18 protein-coding genes are annotated in these 20,282 nt (G+C 61.5%); 14 read left to right on the top strand and 4 right to left on the bottom strand.

Annotated features, from left to right (window positions below; all coding sequences use genetic code 11):
* The first annotated feature begins 24 nt into the window (after positions 1-24).
* The 9 genes from YUU_RS51285 to YUU_RS0120740 are packed head-to-tail and all read left to right on the top strand — an operon-like array spanning position 25 to position 10,060.
* Positions 25-456 carry a ParB N-terminal domain-containing protein gene (locus YUU_RS51285; RefSeq protein ID WP_035662900.1) on the top strand — a complete coding sequence of 144 codons (432 nt, stop codon included), beginning with the start codon at positions 25-27 and terminating at the stop codon, positions 454-456.
* The gene (locus tag YUU_RS0120705) at positions 453-1,844 is read left to right on the top strand and encodes a Y4yA family PLP-dependent enzyme (RefSeq protein WP_027524115.1); all 1,392 of its coding nucleotides are present in this window, start codon (positions 453-455) and stop codon (positions 1,842-1,844) included. The genes YUU_RS51285 and YUU_RS0120705 overlap by 4 nt, the downstream gene beginning before the upstream one ends.
* On the top strand, positions 1,826-2,836 hold the full coding sequence (locus YUU_RS0120710) for a PLP-dependent cysteine synthase family protein (RefSeq protein ID WP_027524116.1): 1,011 nt from the start codon (positions 1,826-1,828) through the stop codon (positions 2,834-2,836). Before YUU_RS0120705 ends, YUU_RS0120710 begins: the two co-directional genes overlap by 19 nt.
* Entirely contained in the window at positions 2,833-3,972 is a 1,140-nt protein-coding gene (locus tag YUU_RS0120715; RefSeq protein ID WP_027524117.1) for an NAD/NADP octopine/nopaline dehydrogenase family protein, read from the top strand. The genes YUU_RS0120710 and YUU_RS0120715 overlap by 4 nt, the downstream gene beginning before the upstream one ends.
* Positions 3,972-5,861, top strand: a complete 1,890-nt coding sequence (locus tag YUU_RS0120720) for an IucA/IucC family siderophore biosynthesis protein (RefSeq protein WP_027524118.1) — start codon at positions 3,972-3,974, stop codon at positions 5,859-5,861. The genes YUU_RS0120715 and YUU_RS0120720 overlap by 1 nt, the downstream gene beginning before the upstream one ends.
* Positions 5,858-7,081 carry an MFS transporter gene (locus YUU_RS0120725; protein ID WP_027524119.1) on the top strand — a complete coding sequence of 408 codons (1,224 nt, stop codon included), beginning with the start codon at positions 5,858-5,860 and terminating at the stop codon, positions 7,079-7,081. Before YUU_RS0120720 ends, YUU_RS0120725 begins: the two co-directional genes overlap by 4 nt.
* Positions 7,078-8,247 carry an ABC transporter substrate-binding protein gene (locus YUU_RS0120730; protein ID WP_027524120.1) on the top strand — a complete coding sequence of 390 codons (1,170 nt, stop codon included), beginning with the start codon at positions 7,078-7,080 and terminating at the stop codon, positions 8,245-8,247. Before YUU_RS0120725 ends, YUU_RS0120730 begins: the two co-directional genes overlap by 4 nt.
* Entirely contained in the window at positions 8,247-9,314 is a 1,068-nt protein-coding gene (locus YUU_RS0120735) for an iron ABC transporter permease (RefSeq protein ID WP_027524121.1), read from the top strand. The genes YUU_RS0120730 and YUU_RS0120735 overlap by 1 nt, the downstream gene beginning before the upstream one ends.
* Positions 9,308-10,060, top strand: coding sequence for an ABC transporter ATP-binding protein (locus tag YUU_RS0120740; protein WP_027524122.1), 753 nt, complete (start codon positions 9,308-9,310; stop codon positions 10,058-10,060). The genes YUU_RS0120735 and YUU_RS0120740 overlap by 7 nt, the downstream gene beginning before the upstream one ends.
* A 230-nt stretch (positions 10,061-10,290) precedes the next feature.
* Here the strand turns inward: YUU_RS0120740 and aspT (YUU_RS0120745) are convergent, their stop codons facing one another.
* Both aspT (YUU_RS0120745) and aspT (YUU_RS0120750) read right to left on the bottom strand, forming a co-directional pair.
* Complete coding sequence (gene aspT, locus YUU_RS0120745; protein WP_027524123.1) at positions 10,291-11,985, bottom strand: aspartate-alanine antiporter; 1,695 nt, start codon at positions 11,983-11,985, stop codon at positions 10,291-10,293.
* Between the two features lie 16 nt (positions 11,986-12,001).
* A complete protein-coding gene (gene aspT, locus YUU_RS0120750; protein WP_027524124.1) occupies positions 12,002-13,693 on the bottom strand; it encodes an aspartate-alanine antiporter in 1,692 nt (563 codons plus the stop codon).
* 336 nt (positions 13,694-14,029) lie between these two features.
* Between aspT (YUU_RS0120750) and aspD the strand changes: the two genes are divergently transcribed.
* The 3 genes from aspD to YUU_RS0120770 all read left to right on the top strand — a co-directional run bounded on the left by aspD (position 14,030) and on the right by YUU_RS0120770 (position 17,340).
* On the top strand, positions 14,030-15,643 hold the full coding sequence (gene aspD, locus YUU_RS0120755) for an aspartate 4-decarboxylase (RefSeq protein ID WP_027524125.1): 1,614 nt from the start codon (positions 14,030-14,032) through the stop codon (positions 15,641-15,643).
* An 85-nt stretch (positions 15,644-15,728) separates the two neighbouring features.
* The gene (locus tag YUU_RS0120760) at positions 15,729-15,950 is read left to right on the top strand and encodes a hypothetical protein (protein WP_027524126.1); all 222 of its coding nucleotides are present in this window, start codon (positions 15,729-15,731) and stop codon (positions 15,948-15,950) included.
* Positions 15,951-16,578: 628 nt separating this feature from the next.
* Entirely contained in the window at positions 16,579-17,340 is a 762-nt protein-coding gene (locus YUU_RS0120770; protein WP_027524128.1) for an enoyl-CoA hydratase-related protein, read from the top strand.
* 678 nt (positions 17,341-18,018) lie between these two features.
* On the opposite strand, the gene YUU_RS0120780 is transcribed toward YUU_RS0120770, so the two are convergent.
* Together YUU_RS0120780 and YUU_RS0120785 are read right to left on the bottom strand one after the other, a co-directional pair.
* Complete coding sequence (locus YUU_RS0120780; RefSeq protein WP_156944423.1) at positions 18,019-18,222, bottom strand: hypothetical protein; 204 nt, start codon at positions 18,220-18,222, stop codon at positions 18,019-18,021.
* 55 nt (positions 18,223-18,277) lie between these two features.
* The gene (locus tag YUU_RS0120785; protein WP_027524130.1) at positions 18,278-18,682 is read right to left on the bottom strand and encodes a response regulator; all 405 of its coding nucleotides are present in this window, start codon (positions 18,680-18,682) and stop codon (positions 18,278-18,280) included.
* Positions 18,683-18,778: 96 nt separating this feature from the next.
* Between YUU_RS0120785 and YUU_RS0120790 the strand changes: the two genes are divergently transcribed.
* Both YUU_RS0120790 and YUU_RS0120795 read left to right on the top strand, forming a co-directional pair.
* On the top strand, positions 18,779-19,786 hold the full coding sequence (locus tag YUU_RS0120790) for a chemotaxis protein CheB (RefSeq protein ID WP_027524131.1): 1,008 nt from the start codon (positions 18,779-18,781) through the stop codon (positions 19,784-19,786).
* 9 nt (positions 19,787-19,795) lie between these two features.
* Positions 19,796-20,065, top strand: a complete 270-nt coding sequence (locus YUU_RS0120795; RefSeq protein ID WP_027524132.1) for a hypothetical protein — start codon at positions 19,796-19,798, stop codon at positions 20,063-20,065.
* The last annotated feature ends 217 nt before the right edge of the window (positions 20,066-20,282 follow it).

Raw genomic sequence — 20,282 nt, forward strand, 5'->3', positions numbered from 1 at the left:
CTGACAAGGATCAGGCTGGTCGATATGCAAGTTTGCCTCCTTTCGCCAACATGCTTAATCCCGACCGAAGAGGTCGATCTCGACAGAGTAGCGGAGCTGCAGGCGCAGATCCTCAGCGCAGGTTGCTGGACTGTTCCGATCACGGCGGAAAGGGATGTCCTCTGCGTGATGGACGGTCATCACCGGCTAACGGTCGCGCACCGTCTGCAGCTGCCGTTCGTGCCGGTGGTTCTCTTGGGTTACGGCGCAGTACGAGTCGAGAGCTGGCGGCCGGGGCTGACGATCACGCCAGCGAGCATCCTCGCAATGGCGCGCAGTGGTCGAAAATTTCCCTGCAAGACGACGCGACATATTTTTGATCAGAGCCTTCCGAGCTGCAACCTGTCGTTGGAGAGCTTGCGCCACCTGGCTCCGACAGAACGCGTTGTCGCCCATGCCGAAAGGGCGAGGTCGTGACCTTGCATGGCCATAAGCCCGGTGGGGGCCTCTTGCCGATTCTACGGCCAGGCACGGCGGAGCTCTTGGTGGGCAACGGCCCGCTGCTGATCGATTGGGTTACCCGACATGGGTCTCCGGTCAATCTGATTTGGCCCGATGAGCTGCGGACGAATCTCGCAGCACTCAAAAATGTCTTGCGCGAGAGCGGTGTCGCACACGCGATCTATTACGGAGCGAAAGTCAACAAATCTCCCAGGCTGTTGTCTGCAGCGTTGCGCGCAGGGGCGGGCATCGACGTCTCAAGCCTTTATGAGTTTCGAGATGCCAGGCAGCTTGGTGCCGACGGCACACAACTTGTGGCGACTGGCCCGGCGAAGACGGCTCTGTTCCACAAAGAGCTTATTGACTGCAATGCTCTCATATCGGTGGATTCACCGGAAGAGCTCGAGGATCTGATCCGCTGCCTTCCGTTAGCGGGCCCGGTTCAGGCGGTGCTGCTGCGATTGCGTCCCACCAACCATGCGCAGAACCGGTTTGGCATGCCGGCGGCGGCCATCCAGCAGTGTCTGGCGCGCATTGCTGGTGAAAACCGGTTGCGCTTTGACGGGCTGCACTTCCATCTGAGTGGCTATGGCTGGGAATCTCGTGCGCAAGCGATTGGAGAAGCAGCCGGCCTGATCGACGAATCCCGCGCACAAGGTTTTGCGCCGCGCATGATCGACATTGGCGGCGGACTGCCGATCCAATATGTCGATCGATGTGCCTATCAAGCGCATCTTGAGTCGCAGATGCCTGAGGACTACCGCACGGGGAAGGTGCCGGGCTCCTTCTATCCTTACGGTGGAGCGCTTTCTGCAGCCGACTGGCTACGGAGCCTACTGCGCGCACCGATGGCCGATGGCCGCAGCATCGCGAATTATCTCGTTCAAGAGGGGCTGGTACTGGGGATGGAGCCCGGTCGAGCACTGGCCGACCAGGCCGCGATCTCCGTCTTCCGGGTGTTGCGCGTGAAAGCGATTGGCTGTGATGCTCACGTCATCTTCGTCGAAGGCAGCAGCTTCAGCGCTTGCGAAACCTGGTTCGGCTCCGAATTCCTCGTCGACCCAATCCTGGTGCCAGCCATAACGCCGCCGGTCGCCACAAAACCGATCCGAGGTTATCTGGCGGGCCATAGCTGCCTGGACGAGGACGTCCTTAGCAATCGATGGCTCACCTTTCCGATCGCTCCGCGAGCGGGAGATCTTCTGGTTTATGCCAACACCGGCGGTTACCAGATGGACCTGCTTGAGAACGAATTCCACCGCCACCCGATGCCGAGCCGTCTTTGCGTGGTTCAGGACACAGAAGGGCAGCTAACGCTCGTTCCCGACACGATAGGAGAGGCACAATGCTTTGCACGACCGTAAGCCAGTTTATCGGCCAGACGCCGGTGATGCCGATTGCCGTACCCAACAGCGGCGCCACGCTTGTGCTGAAGCTTGAAAAGAACAATCCGGGCGGCTCCATGAAAGACCGCATGGCGCGCAGCATGGTGCTTGCGGCACTCGAGGACGGACGGCTCGTACCGGGTGGTACGATCGTCGAATCGTCGTCTGGCAACACCGGGATCGGACTGGCGATAGCCGCCTTGGAATTGGGCCTGCGCTTCATTGCCGTTGTCGATCATCACGCCGCGCCGGACAAGATCCGCACGATGCGTGCGCTGGGTGCGGAAATTCGTTACGTCGAAGGCGACTATCGAGAGGACGAGGTTGCGGTGGTGGAGCGGCAACGGCTGGCCGCCCAACTCGGTGCTCAGCTTCCCGATGCGTTGTTCATGAACCAGTCCGACAATCCGGCAAACCCGGACGGCTACGCCGGTTTCGTCGACGAACTCCTGACACAGCTTCCAGACGGCATCGACGCCTTTGTCGGCTGTGTCGGCACTGGCGGTTCAATGACCGGTATCGCCCAGCGTCTGAAGCGGGCTAACCCTGCTGTCCGGACCATCGCTGTGGAGCCAGCCGGCTCGATCGTGTTCGGCAAACCCGGCCATCCCTACTATCAGTCGGGCACAGGAACGCCCGCCGGCGATGAAGTCGGCAAGGTGCTCGACTATGGATGCATCGATGAAGGGGTGCAGGTCACCGACACCCAAGCCTTCGAAACGGCACGTTTTATCGCGCGGCGCCACGGGCTTCTGGTCGGGGGCTCGACCGGGGGCACCATCTACAAGGCGCTGGAATTCATTGCGGCCGGCAAACTGTCCGGCACGGTCGTCACGCCCGTTGCCGATGGCGGCGAGAAATATCTCGGTTCGGTTTTCGACGATGAATGGATGGCCAAGCGCGGCTTGTTGGATCCGACAATCGGCACACAACTCGATGCCTGGCTGACGGGAAGGGCGCGCGCAGCATGAAGGTGACGATCTGCGGTGCAGGGCGCACGGGGCATTTGAATGCCGTGCTCTTCAAGCAGCGTCCAGGCATCACCGTCTCTGTGCTGACGGGAGCGGCTGCCGTTGCCGAACGGTGGACGAGCGGAGACGGCGTTTGGCAGGCCCAGGCGCCGGACGGCCACGTCTTGAGCGGGCGGCCCGACTTTGTCGGCACCGATCCGAGCGAGGCACTCATCAACACGGACATGGTGATCATAACGCAGCCGGCTCAAGCGCGGCCTGCGCTTCTACACTCCTTCGCGGGGCATCTCCCCCGGGACAAGCGTGTCTATGTCGGCGCAATTCCCGGCTTTTGCGGCTTCAACTGGCTCGCAGCCAAAATCCTTTCCGGTGCGGACAATGTGGTGATCTGGGGCATGAAGGACGTGCCCCATACCGCCTTTGACCTGGTCCCGGGCGAGCGGGTGCGCACGGGAGGCGCCAAGGCCCAGCTCTTCGCGGCGCTTCATCGCCGCGAGACTTCAGCGAGCCGTACCAAGCTGCAGGCGATGCTGAATCGCCTTTATGAAGCCCCCGTCACCCTGCTGCAGGACTTTCTGGAAATCACGCTGACGCCGGGCAATGCATTGATGCATCCCGCGGTGCTCTATGCCTTGATCGGCCCCGGCGCTCCCTGGGAAAACAAGCCCTTTGATCGTCCCCTTTGCTGGTGGAGCGATTGCCCGCGCGCCGGTGCCGAACTGCTGGAGGCCTGCGATGCGGAAAACCAGGCAATCCGGCATGCGGTCGAGTCACGCCTGGACATTGATCTCAGTTCGGTGAAGCCGCTCCGACAGGAATTGATCGAGGCGTACGGTAGCCAGATCGGGGACAACCGGACTATGCACACGCTGTTGCGAACCAACCGTGCTTATGCGGGCATTCACGCTCCACTCGTTACAAACCCGGAGGGGCCCGGCCTTGTCATCGATCGCGCAAGCCGCGCTTTCCACGAAGACATTGCCTTCGGGCAGGCTCTGCTCGTGGAACTGGCCGCGCGGCTTGAAGTGCCAACTCCCGCTATCACGAAAACCTACAACTGGGCGCTCAACTACCACGGCGGGTTCACCGAAGGCGCACCGGCCTGTTTGCCTGCCAATTGGCCGGAGGAAGCGTAATGGCCCAGAGGATGTCTTCTTCCGCAGATGCGGAAGCTCAGGCGCGTGCTGCGCAGCTTTGGCTGGCGGCATCGCGCAATGCGCTCAACCGGTTGGTCCGCTGCCTGTTCGCCGAGCGTCTTCTTGTACCGGACGCATTATTGTGGTCGCGCGACGGCAACCAGGCATGGCTCCCGCTTTGGCAGTCACGGCGGGTCCTGCATTTCGCCGATCTGCGTCGTGCGCCTGCCGGAACATTGCAAAATCGTGGTTCTGTCGAAGTACTGGACGAGACCGGCGCTCGATTCCGGATCGATGATCCCGCCGATCTCATCCGGGAGGTCGCGCCCGCCTTGGCGATCCCGCCTGCATCGGACGGCGTCCAGCACCTGATACGCGACGTCGAGGACAGCATGCGCAACGACGTTCTGGCGCGTCGTCACCGGGAGCAATGGAGCGAGGAACTGCGAGGGAAGGTCGTCGCGGCAGGCGCGCGAGGATTCCTCGCATATCTGGCAAAGAGCCTGCCGCCGCATCTGGCGGCCATGACTCTCGATCAATGGGGCGCGTTGGAAGGTCACCCCTTCTATCCGACGTGGAAGGCCAAACCCGACCTGTCGCCTGAGGACGTCACGGCCTTGTCGCCTGAGTTCGGTGCTCGCGTGCGCGTTCGAATCGCAGCGCTACGCAGAGAATGGTCCTATGTGGAGAAGATGCCGCATGTTGGCAGCTATTCGGAATGGTTCGCTCAAAATTTCCCCGAGTTCTGGCGCGACTGGGCCGAAGGATTGAACAAACGTGGAAAGTCTCCCGAGGACTGGCTGCCCCTGCCTGTCCATATCTGGCACCTCGACAATTTCCTGCGCCGTGAATTCGCGGCTGAAATTTCTTCCGGAGTTTTCGACCCTGATGGCCCAGAGGTCGTGACGCTGCCGTCAATGTCGTTCCGCACAATGCTGCCGGATACACAGGAACCGAGACCCTTTATCAAACTGCCGGTGGCGATCTGGATGACCAGTGAACAGCGCACGCTGCAGGCCAAATCGATTCACATGGGGCCGCGTCTCAGCACCCTGATCTCCGATATTCTGTCGAAAGAGAGAGATATTTCTGACAGGTTGGAGATCTTTACCGAAGAGCTGGGTGCAATCCTGCACCATCCCGTAACGGGCGACGAGCATCCGGGCCGCTTTCTTTCGGTCGTCTACCGCAACTCGGACGCTCTCGCGCGAAATGATGGGCTGTTGCCGGTCACCGTCGCGTCACTCTTGACGGCAAGCCCCATCGACGGCCGCCCGCTCATTTGCGAATTGATCGCGCGAGGCGGCGATGAAAGCGAAGCAGCGGTATCTGCGTTCTTCCGTGCCTATGTGGCGACTGTCCTCCGGCCGACGCTCGCCATGTATCTGCTTTATGGAATTGCCTTTGAGGCGCATCAGCAAAACAGCACGATCCTGTTCGATGAAACCGGCTGCCCGCGAAAGCTGCTGATCCGCGATTTCGGCGATGGCCGCAGTTTTACGCCGCTGCTCAGGGAGCGAGGGCATCACCTCAAGCCCTTCACTCGCACGGGGATCTTACCGACCACATTTGATGACGATATCAGTCTCGTGCGTTCGTTCGTCATCGACGCCTGCTTCGTTTGCCATCTTCATGAAGTCGCACTGTGCCTCGACGAACATTATGCACTGCCGGGCACAAACCTTTGGCGCATCTTGCGGGAGGAGACCGAGGTGGTTTTCGATGCACTCAGGTCGCGCACGTTGTCGGACGCGTTCTGGCAGGCGGAACGCAAGGCCTTTCTCGAGAGACCCTGGCCGAGCCGCTCGGTGCTACGGATGCATCTGGAGCGCTATCGCGACTATCGCGTCGAGCACGAGCTGCCCAATCCAATGGCGGGAGCGGAATGACCAATGTTTCCGCCGCGGTTCGCGGTTTCGGACCCGTTTTTGTTTTGCTGTTCGGCCTGCAATTCATATCCATGGGGGCAATGGAAATGAGTGGCCCGTTCTGGCCGATCCAAATCAAAGTGTTGAGCTCCTCCGATAACGTCTTCGGATTGGCAAGCGTTGGTGTCTATGTTGGCCCGATGATCGGCATGTCACTGACCAGCGCCCTTTGGGGGAAAATCGGCGATCGTTACGGCAATCGGCTCATGATGGTTCGCGCTCTTGGCGGTCTGGCGGTCACGCAACTGCTTGTTGCTGCTGCGCAGGATGTCTGGACGATCGTGGCGCTACGTTTTTTGCAGGGCGCCTGCGCCGGCTATATCGCCCCGGCACAGGCCTATGGCGTGCAGATCACCGGCAGGAAGGATCGCGCGAGCCTCTTCGCCTGGCTTCAGATTGCCACCAATGTGGGCTCGCTGGGCGGAGCTTTCCTGGGCGGGCTCATTCTCGACCGTTTTCCCTTTGCCGCGGTGAATCTGACGGCCGGCGCAGTTTGTGCGCTGTGCGCTGTCATTGCCTGGTCGAGCTTGCCTGTACCGGCGCTGGGAACTGTTGCCAGCAATCCCGGCGGCGCAGCTATCGCAAAACCTGCAGCGTCGACCCGTGTTCCGATCGCAGCTCTTCTTGGCTTAATGGGGATGCTCCTCGCGAGCCGCATGGTTCTGCAGGTTCCTTTCTCACTGTACATGACCGAGGCATTTGGCGCCCGGCATTGGGTCGCCGGCCTCACTTATGGGCTGCTGGCATGCGGCTTTGTCGTGGCCGCGCCCTTATGGGCGCGACTCTTCGAGAATCGCGCGCCATCCTATGTGCTGGGTGGGAACGTGCTCATTTCGGCCGCGTGTGCTTTGGTTACGCAACTGGCAGGCAGCACGGGCTCCGCTGCCGTATTCGCACTCCTGTATTTTATCTGGGGCGCGCTTCTTGGGGGAACGACGCCGGTCCTTCTCGCGCTCATTTCGGTAGCCGTGTCGAATGATCGGCAAGGTTCGGTTCTGGGCCTGGCGCAAGCTTCCCAGCAGATTGCTTCTGTGAGCGGCATCATCGCCGGCGTCGGCGTCACGCAGCTCTTTGGTCTTGAAGCCGCGTTCCCGCTCGTCGCCACGCTTTACGCCTTGTCGTTCTTGTCGGCTCTCGGCATCTGGCTCAACACTGCGAACGCCGAAGGAAGCCGACCATGACGGAACATCGATCGCTGCTTCAAGCCGCGGCAAGGGTTCTTGTCCTGCTTGCTTTGCTTCCAACGGTGGCATTTGCCGGCGAGCCTGGTCAGACGCAGACACAGGCGCCGCTTACCCTGACTGATATCGCGGGCCGAGAGGTAACGATCAACGCGCCGGTCAAGCGCATGCTTCTGGGCGAAGGCCGGCAGCTTTATCTCATCGCCTCGCTGGAGCCGAACAATCCCTTGGCTCACGTGATTGCCTGGCGCAGCGATCTGATTGCGGCCGATCCGGCCACTTACGCGCAGTATCTCGAAGTGTTTCCCGAGTTGGCGAAGCTACCTTCCTTCAATGGGCAGGAGGACAGCCTGATCGACATCGAAGCGGCGATCATTCAGAAGCCTGATGTCGTGCTGCTTAACCTTGAAGCCATGGAGGCCAACAAGGACGCCAACTACATCGAGAAGCTCGCGGCCTTGAACATACCGGTCCTTTATATCGATTTTCGCCATCGTCCCCTGGAAAATACCGAACCGACCATTCGGCTCCTGGGCAGAATCATGGGGCGCGAGGCGCGTGCGGAGGAGATTATCGCGTTCCGCCACCAGGCCATGGCCGCGGTTGCCAACGTCCTCGCCATCAAACAACCGAAACGCCCCAATGTGTTCGTCGAACGGATCGGTGGCTACTCGCAGGATTGCTGCCTGTCTTTCGGCGCGGAGAATTTCGGCAAATATGTCGAACTCGCCGGCGGCCACAATATCGGCAGCGATATCATTCCGTCGACCTTCGGGCAGATCAGTCCCGAACAGGTCATCGTCGCAGATCCCGAACATGTGGTGGTTACCAGTGCCGACTGGAAAGCCTATGTGCCCGGCGGCCACTGGATTCCGTTGGGACCAGGGGCAGGTCCTCGCGTAATCCGCAAGAAGCTCGAATGGTTCGTTGCTCGCGACGCCTATACCGGTATCGCGGCGAAGAAGACGCGAAATTTTCACGGCATTTGGCACCAGTTCTACAATAGCCCATATGAATTTGTCGCCGTCCAACAATTGGCGAAGTGGTTCCACCCCGACCTGTTTGCCGATCTGGACCCCAATACGACATTTGCTGAATACCATCGCCGCTTCCTGCCCATAGGCTTCCGCCCCGGCTATAGCGTCAGCCTTTCGGACAGCCAGTGATGACAGATGTCCACACCGAAGCCCCGTCTTTAGCCGGACGCGACGCCTATCAAGCGCTCAGCGCCAGACGGTGGATCGTTCTCCTCATGCTGGTGGCCGGGGTTTGCATCGCATTGGTCGGCGACCTCTCGACGGGACCTGCAAGCTATGGGCTTGGAGAGGTTGTGCGTGCCCTCGTTCTGCCAGCAGAGGCGGATGCGCAGACGCGCGTCATTGTTTGGTCGATCCGCATGCCGGCGGCCCTCATGGGCGTCGTGGTCGGCGTTGCGCTTGCCATCGGCGGCGCTCAGATGCAGACCATCCTGAACAATCCGCTGGCGAGCCCATTCACGCTGGGCATTTCCGCCGGTGCAAGCTTCGGCGCTGCCCTGGCGCTTGCCTTCGGCATCGCGCTGGTTCCTATGGCGGGCGACTACATCGTTGCGGCCAATGCTTTCGTCGTGGCCATGGCAACCGCCTTCCTGATCCATCTGGCCAGCCTGCGGCGTGGAGCCTCGATCCAGATGATCGTGCTTTTGGGCATAGCGCTGGTTTTCAGTTTCAATACGGCGCTCGCTATCACCCAGTATTTCGCGGCCGAGCAGGCAGTCGGGGCCATCGTCTTCTGGACCATGGGCAGCCTCACCAAGGCGACATGGCCCAAGCTTGTCATCACCGCGCTCGTTGTGGGTCTGACCTTGCCGGTCTTTCTTCGCCGCAGGTGGCAATTGACTGCCTTGCGTCTTGGCGAGGCGCGCGCGGCGAGCTTCGGCATTCCGGTGCGGCGACTTCGGCTCGAAACTCTGATCCTTGTTTCCCTCTTGTCGGCAATCCCCGTCGCGTTTGTCGGCACGATCGGTTTTATCGGTCTCGTAGGTCCGCACATCGCCCGCATGATGGTCGGTGAAGACCAGCGCTTCCTGCTGCCCGCGAGCGCACTGACTGGCGCGCTGATCATGTCGGTCAGCTCCATCCTGGCCAAGATCGCGGTGCCCGGCGCCGTCCTGCCGATCGGCATCGTCACCTCAGCGATCGGGTTGCCAATCTTCCTCTATCTGATCCTGAAAAGCGGAAGGGACATATGGTAGTGCTGAGCACGCACCGCCTCGGCGCACGCTTCGGATCACGCCAGGTCCTGCGTGATGTGACGCTTCCGCCCTGCTACGGCGGCGAGGTGGTAGCCGTCATCGGACCGAATGCTGCGGGCAAGTCGACGCTGTTCCGGCGCCTGGCAACCATTCTTCCGGGGCCCGGCGAGTGCCGGTTGGAAGGCGTGCGCGATGCAGATCGCGCCATCGCCTACATGCCTCAGGATCAATCGGCGAGCGCAGTGCTGACTGTATTCGAATCCGTCCTTCTTGCGCGCAAGCAGGTTAGCGGCTGGCGTCTGGAGAGGTCTGATCTGGCGGCGGTGGACCAGGCGCTGGCAGCACTCGATATCGGCGATCTTGCCAATGAGATCCTTTCCGAGCTGAGCGGTGGACAGCGCCAGCTCGTCGGGCTTGCCCAATGTCTCGTGCGCGAACCGCAGGTGCTGCTCTTGGACGAGCCGACCAGCGCACTGGACATGCACCGCCAGCTGGAAGCGATGCGGCAGGTGCGCAGCCTTGCGCATGACGGCGGTATGCTCGTGCTGATCGCGCTGCACCATCTCGACCTGGCACTGAAATTCGCCGACAAGGTCGCTATCCTCTCTGATGGAACGTTGCACGATTTCGGCACGGCGGCCGGCGTCCTGACGCCGGAAAACCTTGCCGCAACCTTTCGCATTAGGGCCCGTGTCGAATCCTGCTCGCAGGGCAAGCCACATTTGATCGTCGACGACGCGATCTGACGCTCCGCGTGTCAGGGGCCGGCCAGGAGTCCATCTTTGCCAAGCTAGCGAAAGGCGCTTGGGCGGGCGGCACTGGCTTCGAAGTTTACTCGGACGACCTCTGCTTGGCTCCAGCTAGCTCAAACTGGCCCATGATGGATTGAACCGGGATATCTCGAAAAGGCAGCCGTAGCACTAGTGATGCGACGCTGAATGTCCCTTCCCAACACATAGGTTGTCCCGTGTCGGCCTCAGGCCGCGAACACAACGACCATGACCGAGCCCCAGGTCGTGAGCAGGATGTTCGCGATAGGATAGGCCGGCGTATAGCCGAGTACGGGCACCGGGCTTCCCGATCGCTCCTGGAGGGCGGCCATTGCCGCCGTTACCGTTTGCGCCCCGGTCAACCCGCCGAGCAGAAGGATTGGGTTCATGCGCAAGACGAAATGACCGAAGCAGAATCCGACGATCTGCGGCAGCAGGGTCACGACCATGCCGCCGAGCAGCAGGCCGATGCCCGATTCCCGCAAGGCGGAGAGGAAGATCGGCCCCGCATGGATCCCCGTGAGCCCGACAAATGCGGCCAGTCCGAGTGACGTCATCAGGCTGATGGCGCCGTCCGGAATCCGGCCGAAGCGCGGATTGAGCGTGCGGAGGTAGCCGACCAGAAGCCCGGCAAGCAGCGTGCCGACGCTTGTGCTCAGCGCGATCTTGATGCTGCCGACAGGAAAACTCACGAGAACGCCAAAGATGCCGCCGAAGAAGATGGCGAGCCCCAGCACCACGAAATCGATGCTTGTGCTGGGGGCCACGATGACGCCGATATTCTTCGCCGCGTTCTCCACGACCGGCTCGGGGCCGACGATGCGCAGCAAGTCGCCACGCTGCAGGATGATGCCGGGAGCAATCGGAAGCTCCTGGCCGCCCCGGCTCAACGAGCGCAAATAGAGGCCGCGAGTCCAGTCCTGCTGCGAGGCCTCCTGCAGGTTCATGCCCGCGAGCTTGGCATCGATCAGGAAGGCGTCAGCGGAGATCAAGGGAATGTCGAGCAGCCCTCTGTCCTCGACCTCCTCGGCGCGGGAGCCGATCAGTTCCACGATGATCTGGCGCGGCGCCGATATCGTGATGACGTCGCCTGGCGCGAGGATGGTGCCGGGCTCCGCCTGGAGAATGCGTTCTCCACGGCGGATCCGATGGATGAACGCGCGGTACTCGGGCAGGCGGGCTTCGGCGGCCGCGACGGTCAATCCGGCGAGGGGAGAGTGCTCGTCCAGCCGATAGGCACGCAGCTCGAATTTTCGCCACGCGGATGCCAGACCCGGCTTGGTGCGGGTCATTCCCAGCGACTGCTCGAGCTTGAGCGCCTCTTTCCGCAGATCGATCTTCAGGAGCGCCGGCGCGATCATCGTGCAGAACGTGATCACGCCCGCATAGCCGAAGATGTAGCAGACCGCGTCAGCGACCGCGATGTGCGAGACATACAGGGCCCGCTGCGCCTCCGGCGCCGAAAGTCCGTTGACCGCGTCGGTCGCCGTTCCCATCGCAGCGCTTTGACTGAGCGCCCCCGACATCAGCCCTGCCGCAAGGCCGGGATCGAGCCCGAGTATCCTCCCCACGACAATTGCGGCCGCAAGGCCGGTGAGACACACGACGACGGCGAGCAGCATCGGCTTCAGCCCGTCGCGCTTCATCGCCTGCACGAATTGCGGACCGACGGAATAGCCGACCCCGAACAGAAACAGCAGAAACAGGAAGGATTTGGTCATGCTGGAAACGGGCACATGCGCGAAGTCGCCGACCACCAGGCCGGCGAACAACGAGCCTGTGACCGGGCCGAGACTGAAGGCGCCGATCTTGAAGCTTCCGATCCAGTAGCCTGCGGCGATCACCAGGAACAGCGCGAGCTCCGGATAACGGACGAGAAACTGCTCCAGCCAGGTCAGCATCTCCAGCAGCCGATTTCTAGGTCATCAGCATGACGAGCACCATGCCCCAGATCGTCAGCAACGTGTTTCCAACGGCGTAAGTGACGGTATAGCCAAGACCCGGAATCTGGCTTTTGGCGCGATCATTGACCATGCCGAGCGAGGCAGTCGTGGTCCGTGCGCCGGAACAGCATCCGAGTACGATGGCGTCATGGAATTTGAACAGGTATTTGCCGACATACATTGCGAGGATCAGCGGCACGGTCGTTACCACGACGCCCCAGAGGAACAGGCCGATGCCAAGCGCCTTCAGGCCGGCTACGAAGCCCGGTCCCGACGAGATACCGACTATGGCAATGAAAACGTTCAGGCCGACGGAGTTCATGAACCAGACGGTAGGCGAGGGGATTCGGCCAAAGGTCGGCCGCACGGAACGCAGCCAGCCGAAGAACAGGCCTGAGATCAGCGCTCCGCCGGAGGTGGACAGCGTGAGGGGCACGCTGCCAATCTTGTAGACGATCGCGCCAACCAGCGCGCCGATGGCAATGGCGGCGCCGATGAAGGCAACGTCGGCAACGTCGGTTGCCCGATCCGGCCGGCCAAGCATCTTTGTCGCGGCCGCGACATCGGGCGTGCGTCCAACGATGGTGACGATGTCGCCCCGGTTCAGCTTGGTGTTGGGAAGAATGGGGATCTCGACCGCGATCGCGCCCCTCGTGATCTTGCGCAGGAATACGCCGCGCGATGCCGGGCGCTTCGCCAGTTCCTCCAGGGTCTTGCCGTCGACGTCCTTGCTGGTCACGTAGACATCGACACCTTCGATCGGCATCGCCAGCAGCTCGCGATCGTCGACTTCCTCCGCCTGTTCGCCGATCAGCTGGACGAGCACGTCGCGCCGGCCTGCCACGGCCACGACATCTCCCGCATGAATCACGGCATCGGCCATGGCATCGATGATCTTCCCGTCCTGCCGCAGCCGCAGAATGAACACCCGCTGATCGGGGACCAGCGCTTCGGCCTCCTGCACCGTCTTTCCGACCGCCGGGCCGCGCTCGCGAACGCGGAATGCACGGACCTCGAACTGGTGCCACGCGGTGCCGGGGCCGCCCAACTGCTTCTTGCCGCCGTGCTCCTCCTCATACTTCTTGCACGCCGCTTCGAGATCGATTCCGAGCAGGGCCGGGCCAAGCAGAGCGAGGACGATCGCGGATCCGACAGTGCCGAAGATGTAGGTGACTGCATAGGCGACAGGCATGCCGTCGAGGATCTTCTTGGTTTCTTCCGGCGACAGCCCGAGCCGGTTGATGGCATCGGTCGCCAGGCCCATGGACGCCGAGATCGTCTGCGAACCGGCGTAAAGTCCGGCGGCCGAACCGACATCGTAGCCGGCAATCTTCGCCCCAACATACGCGGCGAGAAGGCAGAACACGCACACGACGGCGGCGAAAATCGCTTGGGGAACACCATCCTGCGCGATGCCGCGCACGAATTGCGGCCCGACGCCGTAGCCGATGGCAAACAGGAACATCAGGAAGAAAAACGGCTTGAGCGGGCCTGTAATCGTGATCCCGATCTGGCCGATGATAACAGCGGCAATCAGTGTCGCGGTGACAGCCCCCAGTCCCAGGCCCTTGTAGGTGAAGGAGCCAAAATAGTAGCCCAGGGCCAGGGACAGGAAGATCGCGATTTCCGGATAGGTCTTGAGCGTCTGAAAGAACCAGTCGATCATGATGTCACCCCGTTCATGCCGTCGGCGTGCGCCCCCTTTGCTCCCGCTCCACTTCGTGAATCGAAGATCCGACGACAAGAGCTGAAGCCGTATCGATCAACAAGAAGAGACGGTTCGAAGAGGGAACGTTGATTTATGTCAATGGCAATTGCCGAGCCTCGCGGCATCTGCGAACCCGCCGACGAAATCGTTTCCTGCATTGCAGCAATTGCGTCGATCCGGAGCGTTATCGCCGCCTGGGCCTTGAGGTAGATCAAGGGACGTCACTGACCGCTCATCATCCTGAGCGCGATTGCGCAGGCGAAGTTGCACAGCTCGACAGCTCGGGAGTGTCACATGGCCGATATCTTGACCCTGAAAAAATTCGAGGCGCTGAGCCCGTTCGAGATCAAGGACGAGCTGATCAATCTCGCCAAGGCGACGTCAAAGCGGACGCAATCCGCGTTTCTGAATGCCGGCCGCGGCAATCCGAACTGGGTGGCCACCACGCCGCGCGAAGGTTTCTTCCTGCTGGGGCAGTTCGCGATCACCGAAAGCAAGCGAACTATGGAGCACCCGGCGGGGATTGGCGGCATGCCTCAGGCGAAAGGCATTGCCCCACGGTTTGAAGCTTGGCTCGCCAAGCATTCCGACATGCCGGGCGCGAGCTTCCTTTCGGAGATGCTGCCTTTTGCGGTCAAGAAATTCGGCTTCGACCCCGACGCCTTCGTCCATGAGCTCGTCGATTCCATCATCGGCGACAATTATCCGGTGCCGGACCGCATGCTGGTGCACAACGAAAAGATCGTGCACGAATATCTGATGTGGTCCGTTTGCGGTGAGCCGCGGCCGGCCGGCAAGTTCGACATCTATGCGGTCGAGGGCGGCACGGCGGCGATGTGCTACCTCTTCAAGTCGCTGAAGGCCAATCGCCTTTTGCTTCCCGGCGACACCATCGCGCTGGGAACGCCGATCTTCACACCCTACATCGAGATGACGCATCTGGAGGATTATGACCTCAAGGTCGTCCAGATCAGGGCGCCGCAGGAAAACAAATTCCAGTTCACCGACGATGAAATCAAGAAGCTGGAGGATCCGAAGATCAAGGCCTTCTTCATCGTCAATCCCGCCAATCCCTCTGGCATGGGGGTGAGCCCGGAGACGATCGCCAAGCTGGGCAACCTGGTCAAGACCAAGCGCCCCGACCTCATGCTGCTCACCGACGACGTCTATGGCACCTTCGTCCACGGTTTCCGCTCGCTGCTGGGTGAGCTCCCGCACAACACCATCGGCGTCTATTCCTATTCGAAATACTTCGGCTGCACGGGATGGCGGCTCGGCGCCATCGCCATTCACGAAGACAACATCTTCGACAAGATGATCGCGAAGCTGCCCGACGACGCCGTGAAGGCGCTCGACAAGCGCTACGGGCCGCTGACGCTGGAGCCGCGCAAGCTGAAATTCATCGATCGCATCGTTGCCGACAGTCGCGACGTCGCGCTCAATCACACTGCCGGCCTGTCGCTGCCGCAGCAGGTGATGATGAGCCTTTTCTCGCTCGCGGAAATGATGGACGCGAAGAAGGCCTACCAGGCTGCCTGCATGGAAATCGTCAACAAGCGGCTGTGGGCGATGCTCGATGGCCTTGGACTCGCCGACAAGCTGTCGCCCAATCCAAACTACGACGCCTATTATGCCCTGATCGATTTCGAGTTCTGGGCCCGGAAGAACATCGGGGATGAAGCCGTTGACTATCTGAAGAAGCACATTCATCCGCTCGACCTTGCATTCCGCTTGGCGGAAGCCCACGGGATCGTGCTGCTGAACGGTGGCGGCTTCGATGCTCCCGAATGGTCGCTCCGTGTCTCCCTGGCGAACCTGCCGGACGACGTCTACGACGATATCGGACGGGGCGTTCGAACGATTGCCAGGGGATACCGGGACACATACGAAGCGGCTAAGCGAGGCTAACGGAAACGCGGCTACGGCGACGCCCTGATAGGGCGTCGCCCGTGGATCAAGATCCTCGACCAATAGCAATCATAGGAGTGCGATTATGCCAATCCAGCTCGTGATGGACCGCAACGGGGATAGCCGTTATTCCTTCAACTCCGGCGACGCAGAGGAACTGGCCGAGGCGGAACAGCGCTTTTACGAATTGACCAGGATTGGCTTTACCGCGGCGGTCCGGACCAGTCCAGATCAGGTATCGAAAGTCTGGTCGTTCGACCCCTCGGCGGAAGAAACACTCTTCTTTCCGAGATTAGTTGGTGGGTAGTCACCTAGTCATGTTCGGGGTTCGATCAATTCTCTTGAGTCGTCGCATGAGAGCGACGAGAGCCCTCTTCATAAGGCACGGCGCCGAGGCCACGCCCGAGGGACGGTCGCTGCGGATGCTGCGAGAATGGCTATCGCAGGCGCAGCGAGAGCAGTTCGCAAGCAAGGGCTACTTCGACGTCGTTGGAGGAAACACCGGAAATCAGTACAGGATCTATACTGGCACCTCGGTCAATGTATGCGAGATTGACAAAACAGGTCGCCTCCGCGAGGGGCTATGTTTCGTGCCGGTTGGTGATCTGCCAATCGGTGATGTGATGCTTGCCCAGAAGATCGCACTGGAAACATGCGAAGACGAGGTGCGCGCCCTAGCCAGGTGGTTCACTCCCCAAACTCACTATTTTCGGCAAATCCAACTTCGTAGCTAACCGCGCAAATCGTTGTTGTCTCCGGCCGGTCCGACGTCCATTGATGTCGTCTCCGAGGGCCGTCGACAAATCGCAAGCCGCGCAGTCTCATTCTGACAAATTTTCGTTTGGCTTTGGCTTGCGACGTGCGACCCTGTCCGAAGACAAAGGACCAGGCCGTCGCGATTCGGATTCATTCGCTAGTGATGCGAGGCAAGCGCCATGGCTGAGCACATCATCGTCACCGACGACGGCGCCACGCGCACGATCACGATGCGCCGTCCCGAGAAGAAGAACACGCTCACGCAGGACATGTACCTGGCGATGAGCGATGCCATCAACGCCGCGCAATCCAATCCAGCGATCCGCTGCCTGATCCTGACGGGGCGTTCGGGTGTCTTCACTGCCGGCAACGACATCGGCGATTTCCTCAAGGCCGCGACCGCGGCCGACGATGGCGCGCGGCCGCGCAATTCCGTGATTTTCCTGCAGGCGCTGGTCAACAACACCAAGCCGATCATCGCTGCGGTCGACGGCATCGCGATTGGCATCGGCATGACGATGGTCGTGCACTGCGACTACGTGATCGCGAGCACGACCACGACGTTCTCTTCGCCCTATATCCACTACGGCCTCGTGCCCGATGGCGCCACCAGCCTGCTCGTGCCGCAGATGGTCGGGCATCAGCGCGCGTTTGCGACGCTGGTCATGGGCCGCGAGATGAGCGCGGAGGATGCGAGGGAGGCCGGCCTCGTCAACCAGATCGTGGCGCCCGGGCACGCCGTGGTCGAGGCCCAGAAGGTGGCGCGCGAGATCTGTGCGCTGCCGGTCGACGCCGTCGCGATCGCGCGCAAGCTCCTGAAGCTCCCGACGGAAGAGATCGAGCGGCGGATCGGACAGGAGAACCATTTCTTCGCAGAGCGCATGCGCTCGCCCGAGGCGCTCGCTGCGTTCCAGAACTTCTTTGCGCGCAAGGCCAGGTAGGCCGGCGCAAGTGATCCATCCAGATGCTGCGATGATGGCATCATGCCGGTGATTTGCCCGACGTGTCAAGCAAGTTCGCAAAATCCGTATTTCGCCTAAGTTCGGGATTGCTTGCTACTTTGCATGGGGTTGTTTTCGATATTTTTGCGGAGGCCTCTTCACCGCCGTGCTCGGCCGGCGATCTGCAAAGAGAGCAACTCGGGCCGCGCGGAATTCCCGGCGGGTCGGATCCCGCGCGGATGACGCCCCAGCGTGACAGGCTGAGTTCGACGGCCATACCGCTTGACCAGGAAGCAGCCTCCGGTGACGGCTGTGGAACTGGCGGGATTCTGGCGGGAACAGCTAAAATCGCAGCGCCGCAACTCCTTGCGGCTCGGCCTTGGTGCACCTCTGCGGACATAAGTAGCAGCGGTCGATTCACATATCCTAATGCGCAACACCTCCCAGCCCATCAGACTGATCGGGCTGGAAAGGGGCTGCCATGGCGATGGATCGCGTGGAACAGGCCTTTGTCGCAACCGCCATTACGGGTTTTCTCGTGATGACGGGCGCAATTGTCTGGATGATGCTGAGCTGACGGGGCGGGAGGTCATCTTGCGCGTTGCGCTGCCTTATTTCGCCGCTGCGTTGTGCTTGGCGGTGACCGCCTGGCTGGCCCTCGCGCATCTGTTCTAGCCGTCAACTTGCCGTGAGCGGGACGCTAGTTACTCCCGGCCGCTGACGTTCACTGCGCGGCAGTTCTTGACGTCCCAGCTCCTCACGCAGGCGCAGCGCACTGACGAGGTGATCGCTGCCGCGCAGCAGCGCGAGCGCCTCGCGAACCAGCTCGCGTGAATTTGCCAGGACTTTTGTATCCAGCGCGGGATTGGGTGTGTAGATCATCGCATGTCCCTCTATCTTTGCGATGAGCGGCGCGAGCACCACGCGCCGTTGCGCGTCAGATCCCTGGAGCGTCGATGAGCCTCGTCAGCTTCCGGGCCATCGCCGCGAGATCGAGCGGCTTTTCAAGGAGCACGATGTCCTGGAACTCGGGAATGATGGTGATTTTGTCGTAACCAGTCGTGAACACGAAGGGCACGTGGCGCGCCCTGAGCTCGCGGGCTACGGGGAAGATCATGTCGCTGCGAATGTTCACGTCGAGCACTGCGGCGTTCAGGACGCCGCCATCGTGCAGAATCTCGACCGCGTCCTCGATGTGACCGGCCGGTCCGGCGATCTCGGCGCCGAGCGCGCGAAGTGTCCTGCCGATGTCATCAGCGAGGAAATATTCGTCCTCGACCACCAGAATGCGCCGGCCCGCCAGCGGCATGCGTTGACGGGACAATGTGGGCGATGCCGACATGGTGCCTCCAAGGATCAAGCAAGTCTCCTCCAAGTCTTTAGGAACATAAGACCGGAAGCCGCCTTGGTCCAAACGATGCAATCGAAGGCCGGTTCCATGAGCAACCGCGACATCATCGTCATCGGGGGCTCGGCGGGGGCGACGGCACCCTTGAAGCAGATTTTGGGCCGCCTCCCGGCAGACCTGCCGGCGGCCGTATTCATCGTGTTGCACATACCGGCGCAAGGCATTGGCATTCTCTCCACGGTCGCAAGCAGCGCCGGCAAGCTGCCGGTCCGGCAGGCCGAAAACGGCATGAAAATCGAACCCGGCCGCGTCTATCTGGCCGCACCCGATCACCATTTGCTGCTGTCCGAGGACCGTGTGCTGCTCGGCCGCGGTCCGCGCGAGAACATGGTGCGGCCGGCGATCGATGCGCTGTTTCGCTCGGCCGCGCTGCATCACGGTTCGCGCGTGATCGGCGTTCTCCTGAGCGGGCTGTTGTCCGATGGCGCGGCCGGTCTCAACGCCATCAAGCGTTGCGGCGGGACGACGGTGGTGCAGGATCCGTCCGATGCCATCGCCGACGAAATGCCAAGGCGCGCTATCGAGGCGACCACCATCGATCTCTGTGTGCCCGGCGCCAGTATGGGCGACGTCCTGTCCGAGCTCGTCAGAGAGCCACCAGGGGCGGTGTTGCCGATTCCGCCGGAGATCAGGCTCGAAGTCGAGATTGCGGCTGGTGACCGCATCGGCAGTGACATCCTCACTTCGCTTGCCGATCCCGTCGCGCTGACCTGTCCGGCCTGTGGCGGCGTGCTCTCCGAGGTCAAAGAATCGCGCCCGATGCGTTTCCGCTGTCAGGTCGGTCACGCCTACACGGCCGATGCGCTGGCCAAGGAGCAGGAGGGACGCGTCGATGAAGCCTTGCGCGTCGCACTGCGCATCATCGAGGAGCGGGCGGAACTGGTGCAACGTATGGCTTCCGACGGCCGGCGCAGCGGCCGGCCCGCGGTCGCCGAAATGTACGCCTCGCGGGCTGCCGAATACCGCGAATATGCCGACATGATCCGGCGGGTCGTGCTACACTCGCTTGATCCCCGGGTTCGCAAGCAGGAAGCTTGAGGCACTGCCATGGCCCATTCCCTCGCCGAGCGTACCGAGGAGCTCCATTCCGAGCAGCGGCTTCTCGTCAAGGCCGATCAGGATATCGAGCAAGGCTGGCAGCGGATCCGCGACCAGGAAGATCGGGTGCGCGACCTCATGGCCGGCGGCCATGATACGCGCCAGGCCGAACGGCTCGTCGATCTCCTCAAGCAGACCCTGATCGAGTGGGAGCGCCATCGCACGTTGATCGAGCAGCGGGTGATCTATCTTCAGAGGCAGGTTGATCCAGGAGCGTAGGGGCCGACCGACGGACGGCCTTCTGAATTCCGTGCCGAGCTCGAATATTTAGTCGAACGCTGCGGCGCCCCCGGCACGCCGGATCAGGGCCACTCTTCGGATATTTGCATCGTGGGTTCCAGCGCCACCGGGCGGGTATGACCCGCCTCATGGCGCCTGACAACGCTTGCGCTGCGGGATCGAACGGCGCAGACGGCGTTTCTGCCTTTGAGCTGTT

Source organism: Bradyrhizobium sp. Ec3.3 (assembly GCF_000472925.1).
Lineage (GTDB): Bacteria > Pseudomonadota > Alphaproteobacteria > Rhizobiales > Xanthobacteraceae > Bradyrhizobium.

What these genes read in the sequence shown, in the direction of transcription:
- YUU_RS0120770 (WP_027524128.1), top strand. Translation starts at nt 16,579, where the DNA reads ATGGCTGAGCACATCATCGTCACCGACGACGGCGCCACGCGCACGATC.
- YUU_RS0120740 (WP_027524122.1), top strand. Translation starts at nt 9,308, where the DNA reads ATGGTAGTGCTGAGCACGCACCGCCTCGGCGCACGCTTCGGATCACGC.
- YUU_RS0120710 (WP_027524116.1), top strand. Translation starts at nt 1,826, where the DNA reads ATGCTTTGCACGACCGTAAGCCAGTTTATCGGCCAGACGCCGGTGATG.
- YUU_RS51285 (WP_035662900.1), top strand. Translation starts at nt 25, where the DNA reads ATGCAAGTTTGCCTCCTTTCGCCAACATGCTTAATCCCGACCGAAGAG.
- YUU_RS0120730 (WP_027524120.1), top strand. Translation starts at nt 7,078, where the DNA reads ATGACGGAACATCGATCGCTGCTTCAAGCCGCGGCAAGGGTTCTTGTC.
- YUU_RS0120790 (WP_027524131.1), top strand. Translation starts at nt 18,779, where the DNA reads ATGAGCAACCGCGACATCATCGTCATCGGGGGCTCGGCGGGGGCGACG.
- aspT (WP_027524123.1), bottom strand. Translation starts at nt 11,985, where the DNA reads ATGCTGACCTGGCTGGAGCAGTTTCTCGTCCGTTATCCGGAGCTCGCG.
- YUU_RS0120720 (WP_027524118.1), top strand. Translation starts at nt 3,972, where the DNA reads ATGGCCCAGAGGATGTCTTCTTCCGCAGATGCGGAAGCTCAGGCGCGT.
- YUU_RS0120780 (WP_156944423.1), bottom strand. Translation starts at nt 18,222, where the DNA reads ATGATCTACACACCCAATCCCGCGCTGGATACAAAAGTCCTGGCAAAT.
- YUU_RS0120725 (WP_027524119.1), top strand. Translation starts at nt 5,858, where the DNA reads ATGACCAATGTTTCCGCCGCGGTTCGCGGTTTCGGACCCGTTTTTGTT.
- aspD (WP_027524125.1), top strand. Translation starts at nt 14,030, where the DNA reads ATGGCCGATATCTTGACCCTGAAAAAATTCGAGGCGCTGAGCCCGTTC.
- YUU_RS0120715 (WP_027524117.1), top strand. Translation starts at nt 2,833, where the DNA reads ATGAAGGTGACGATCTGCGGTGCAGGGCGCACGGGGCATTTGAATGCC.
- YUU_RS0120785 (WP_027524130.1), bottom strand. Translation starts at nt 18,682, where the DNA reads ATGTCGGCATCGCCCACATTGTCCCGTCAACGCATGCCGCTGGCGGGC.
- YUU_RS0120795 (WP_027524132.1), top strand. Translation starts at nt 19,796, where the DNA reads ATGGCCCATTCCCTCGCCGAGCGTACCGAGGAGCTCCATTCCGAGCAG.
- YUU_RS0120735 (WP_027524121.1), top strand. Translation starts at nt 8,247, where the DNA reads ATGACAGATGTCCACACCGAAGCCCCGTCTTTAGCCGGACGCGACGCC.
- YUU_RS0120760 (WP_027524126.1), top strand. Translation starts at nt 15,729, where the DNA reads ATGCCAATCCAGCTCGTGATGGACCGCAACGGGGATAGCCGTTATTCC.
- aspT (WP_027524124.1), bottom strand. Translation starts at nt 13,693, where the DNA reads ATGATCGACTGGTTCTTTCAGACGCTCAAGACCTATCCGGAAATCGCG.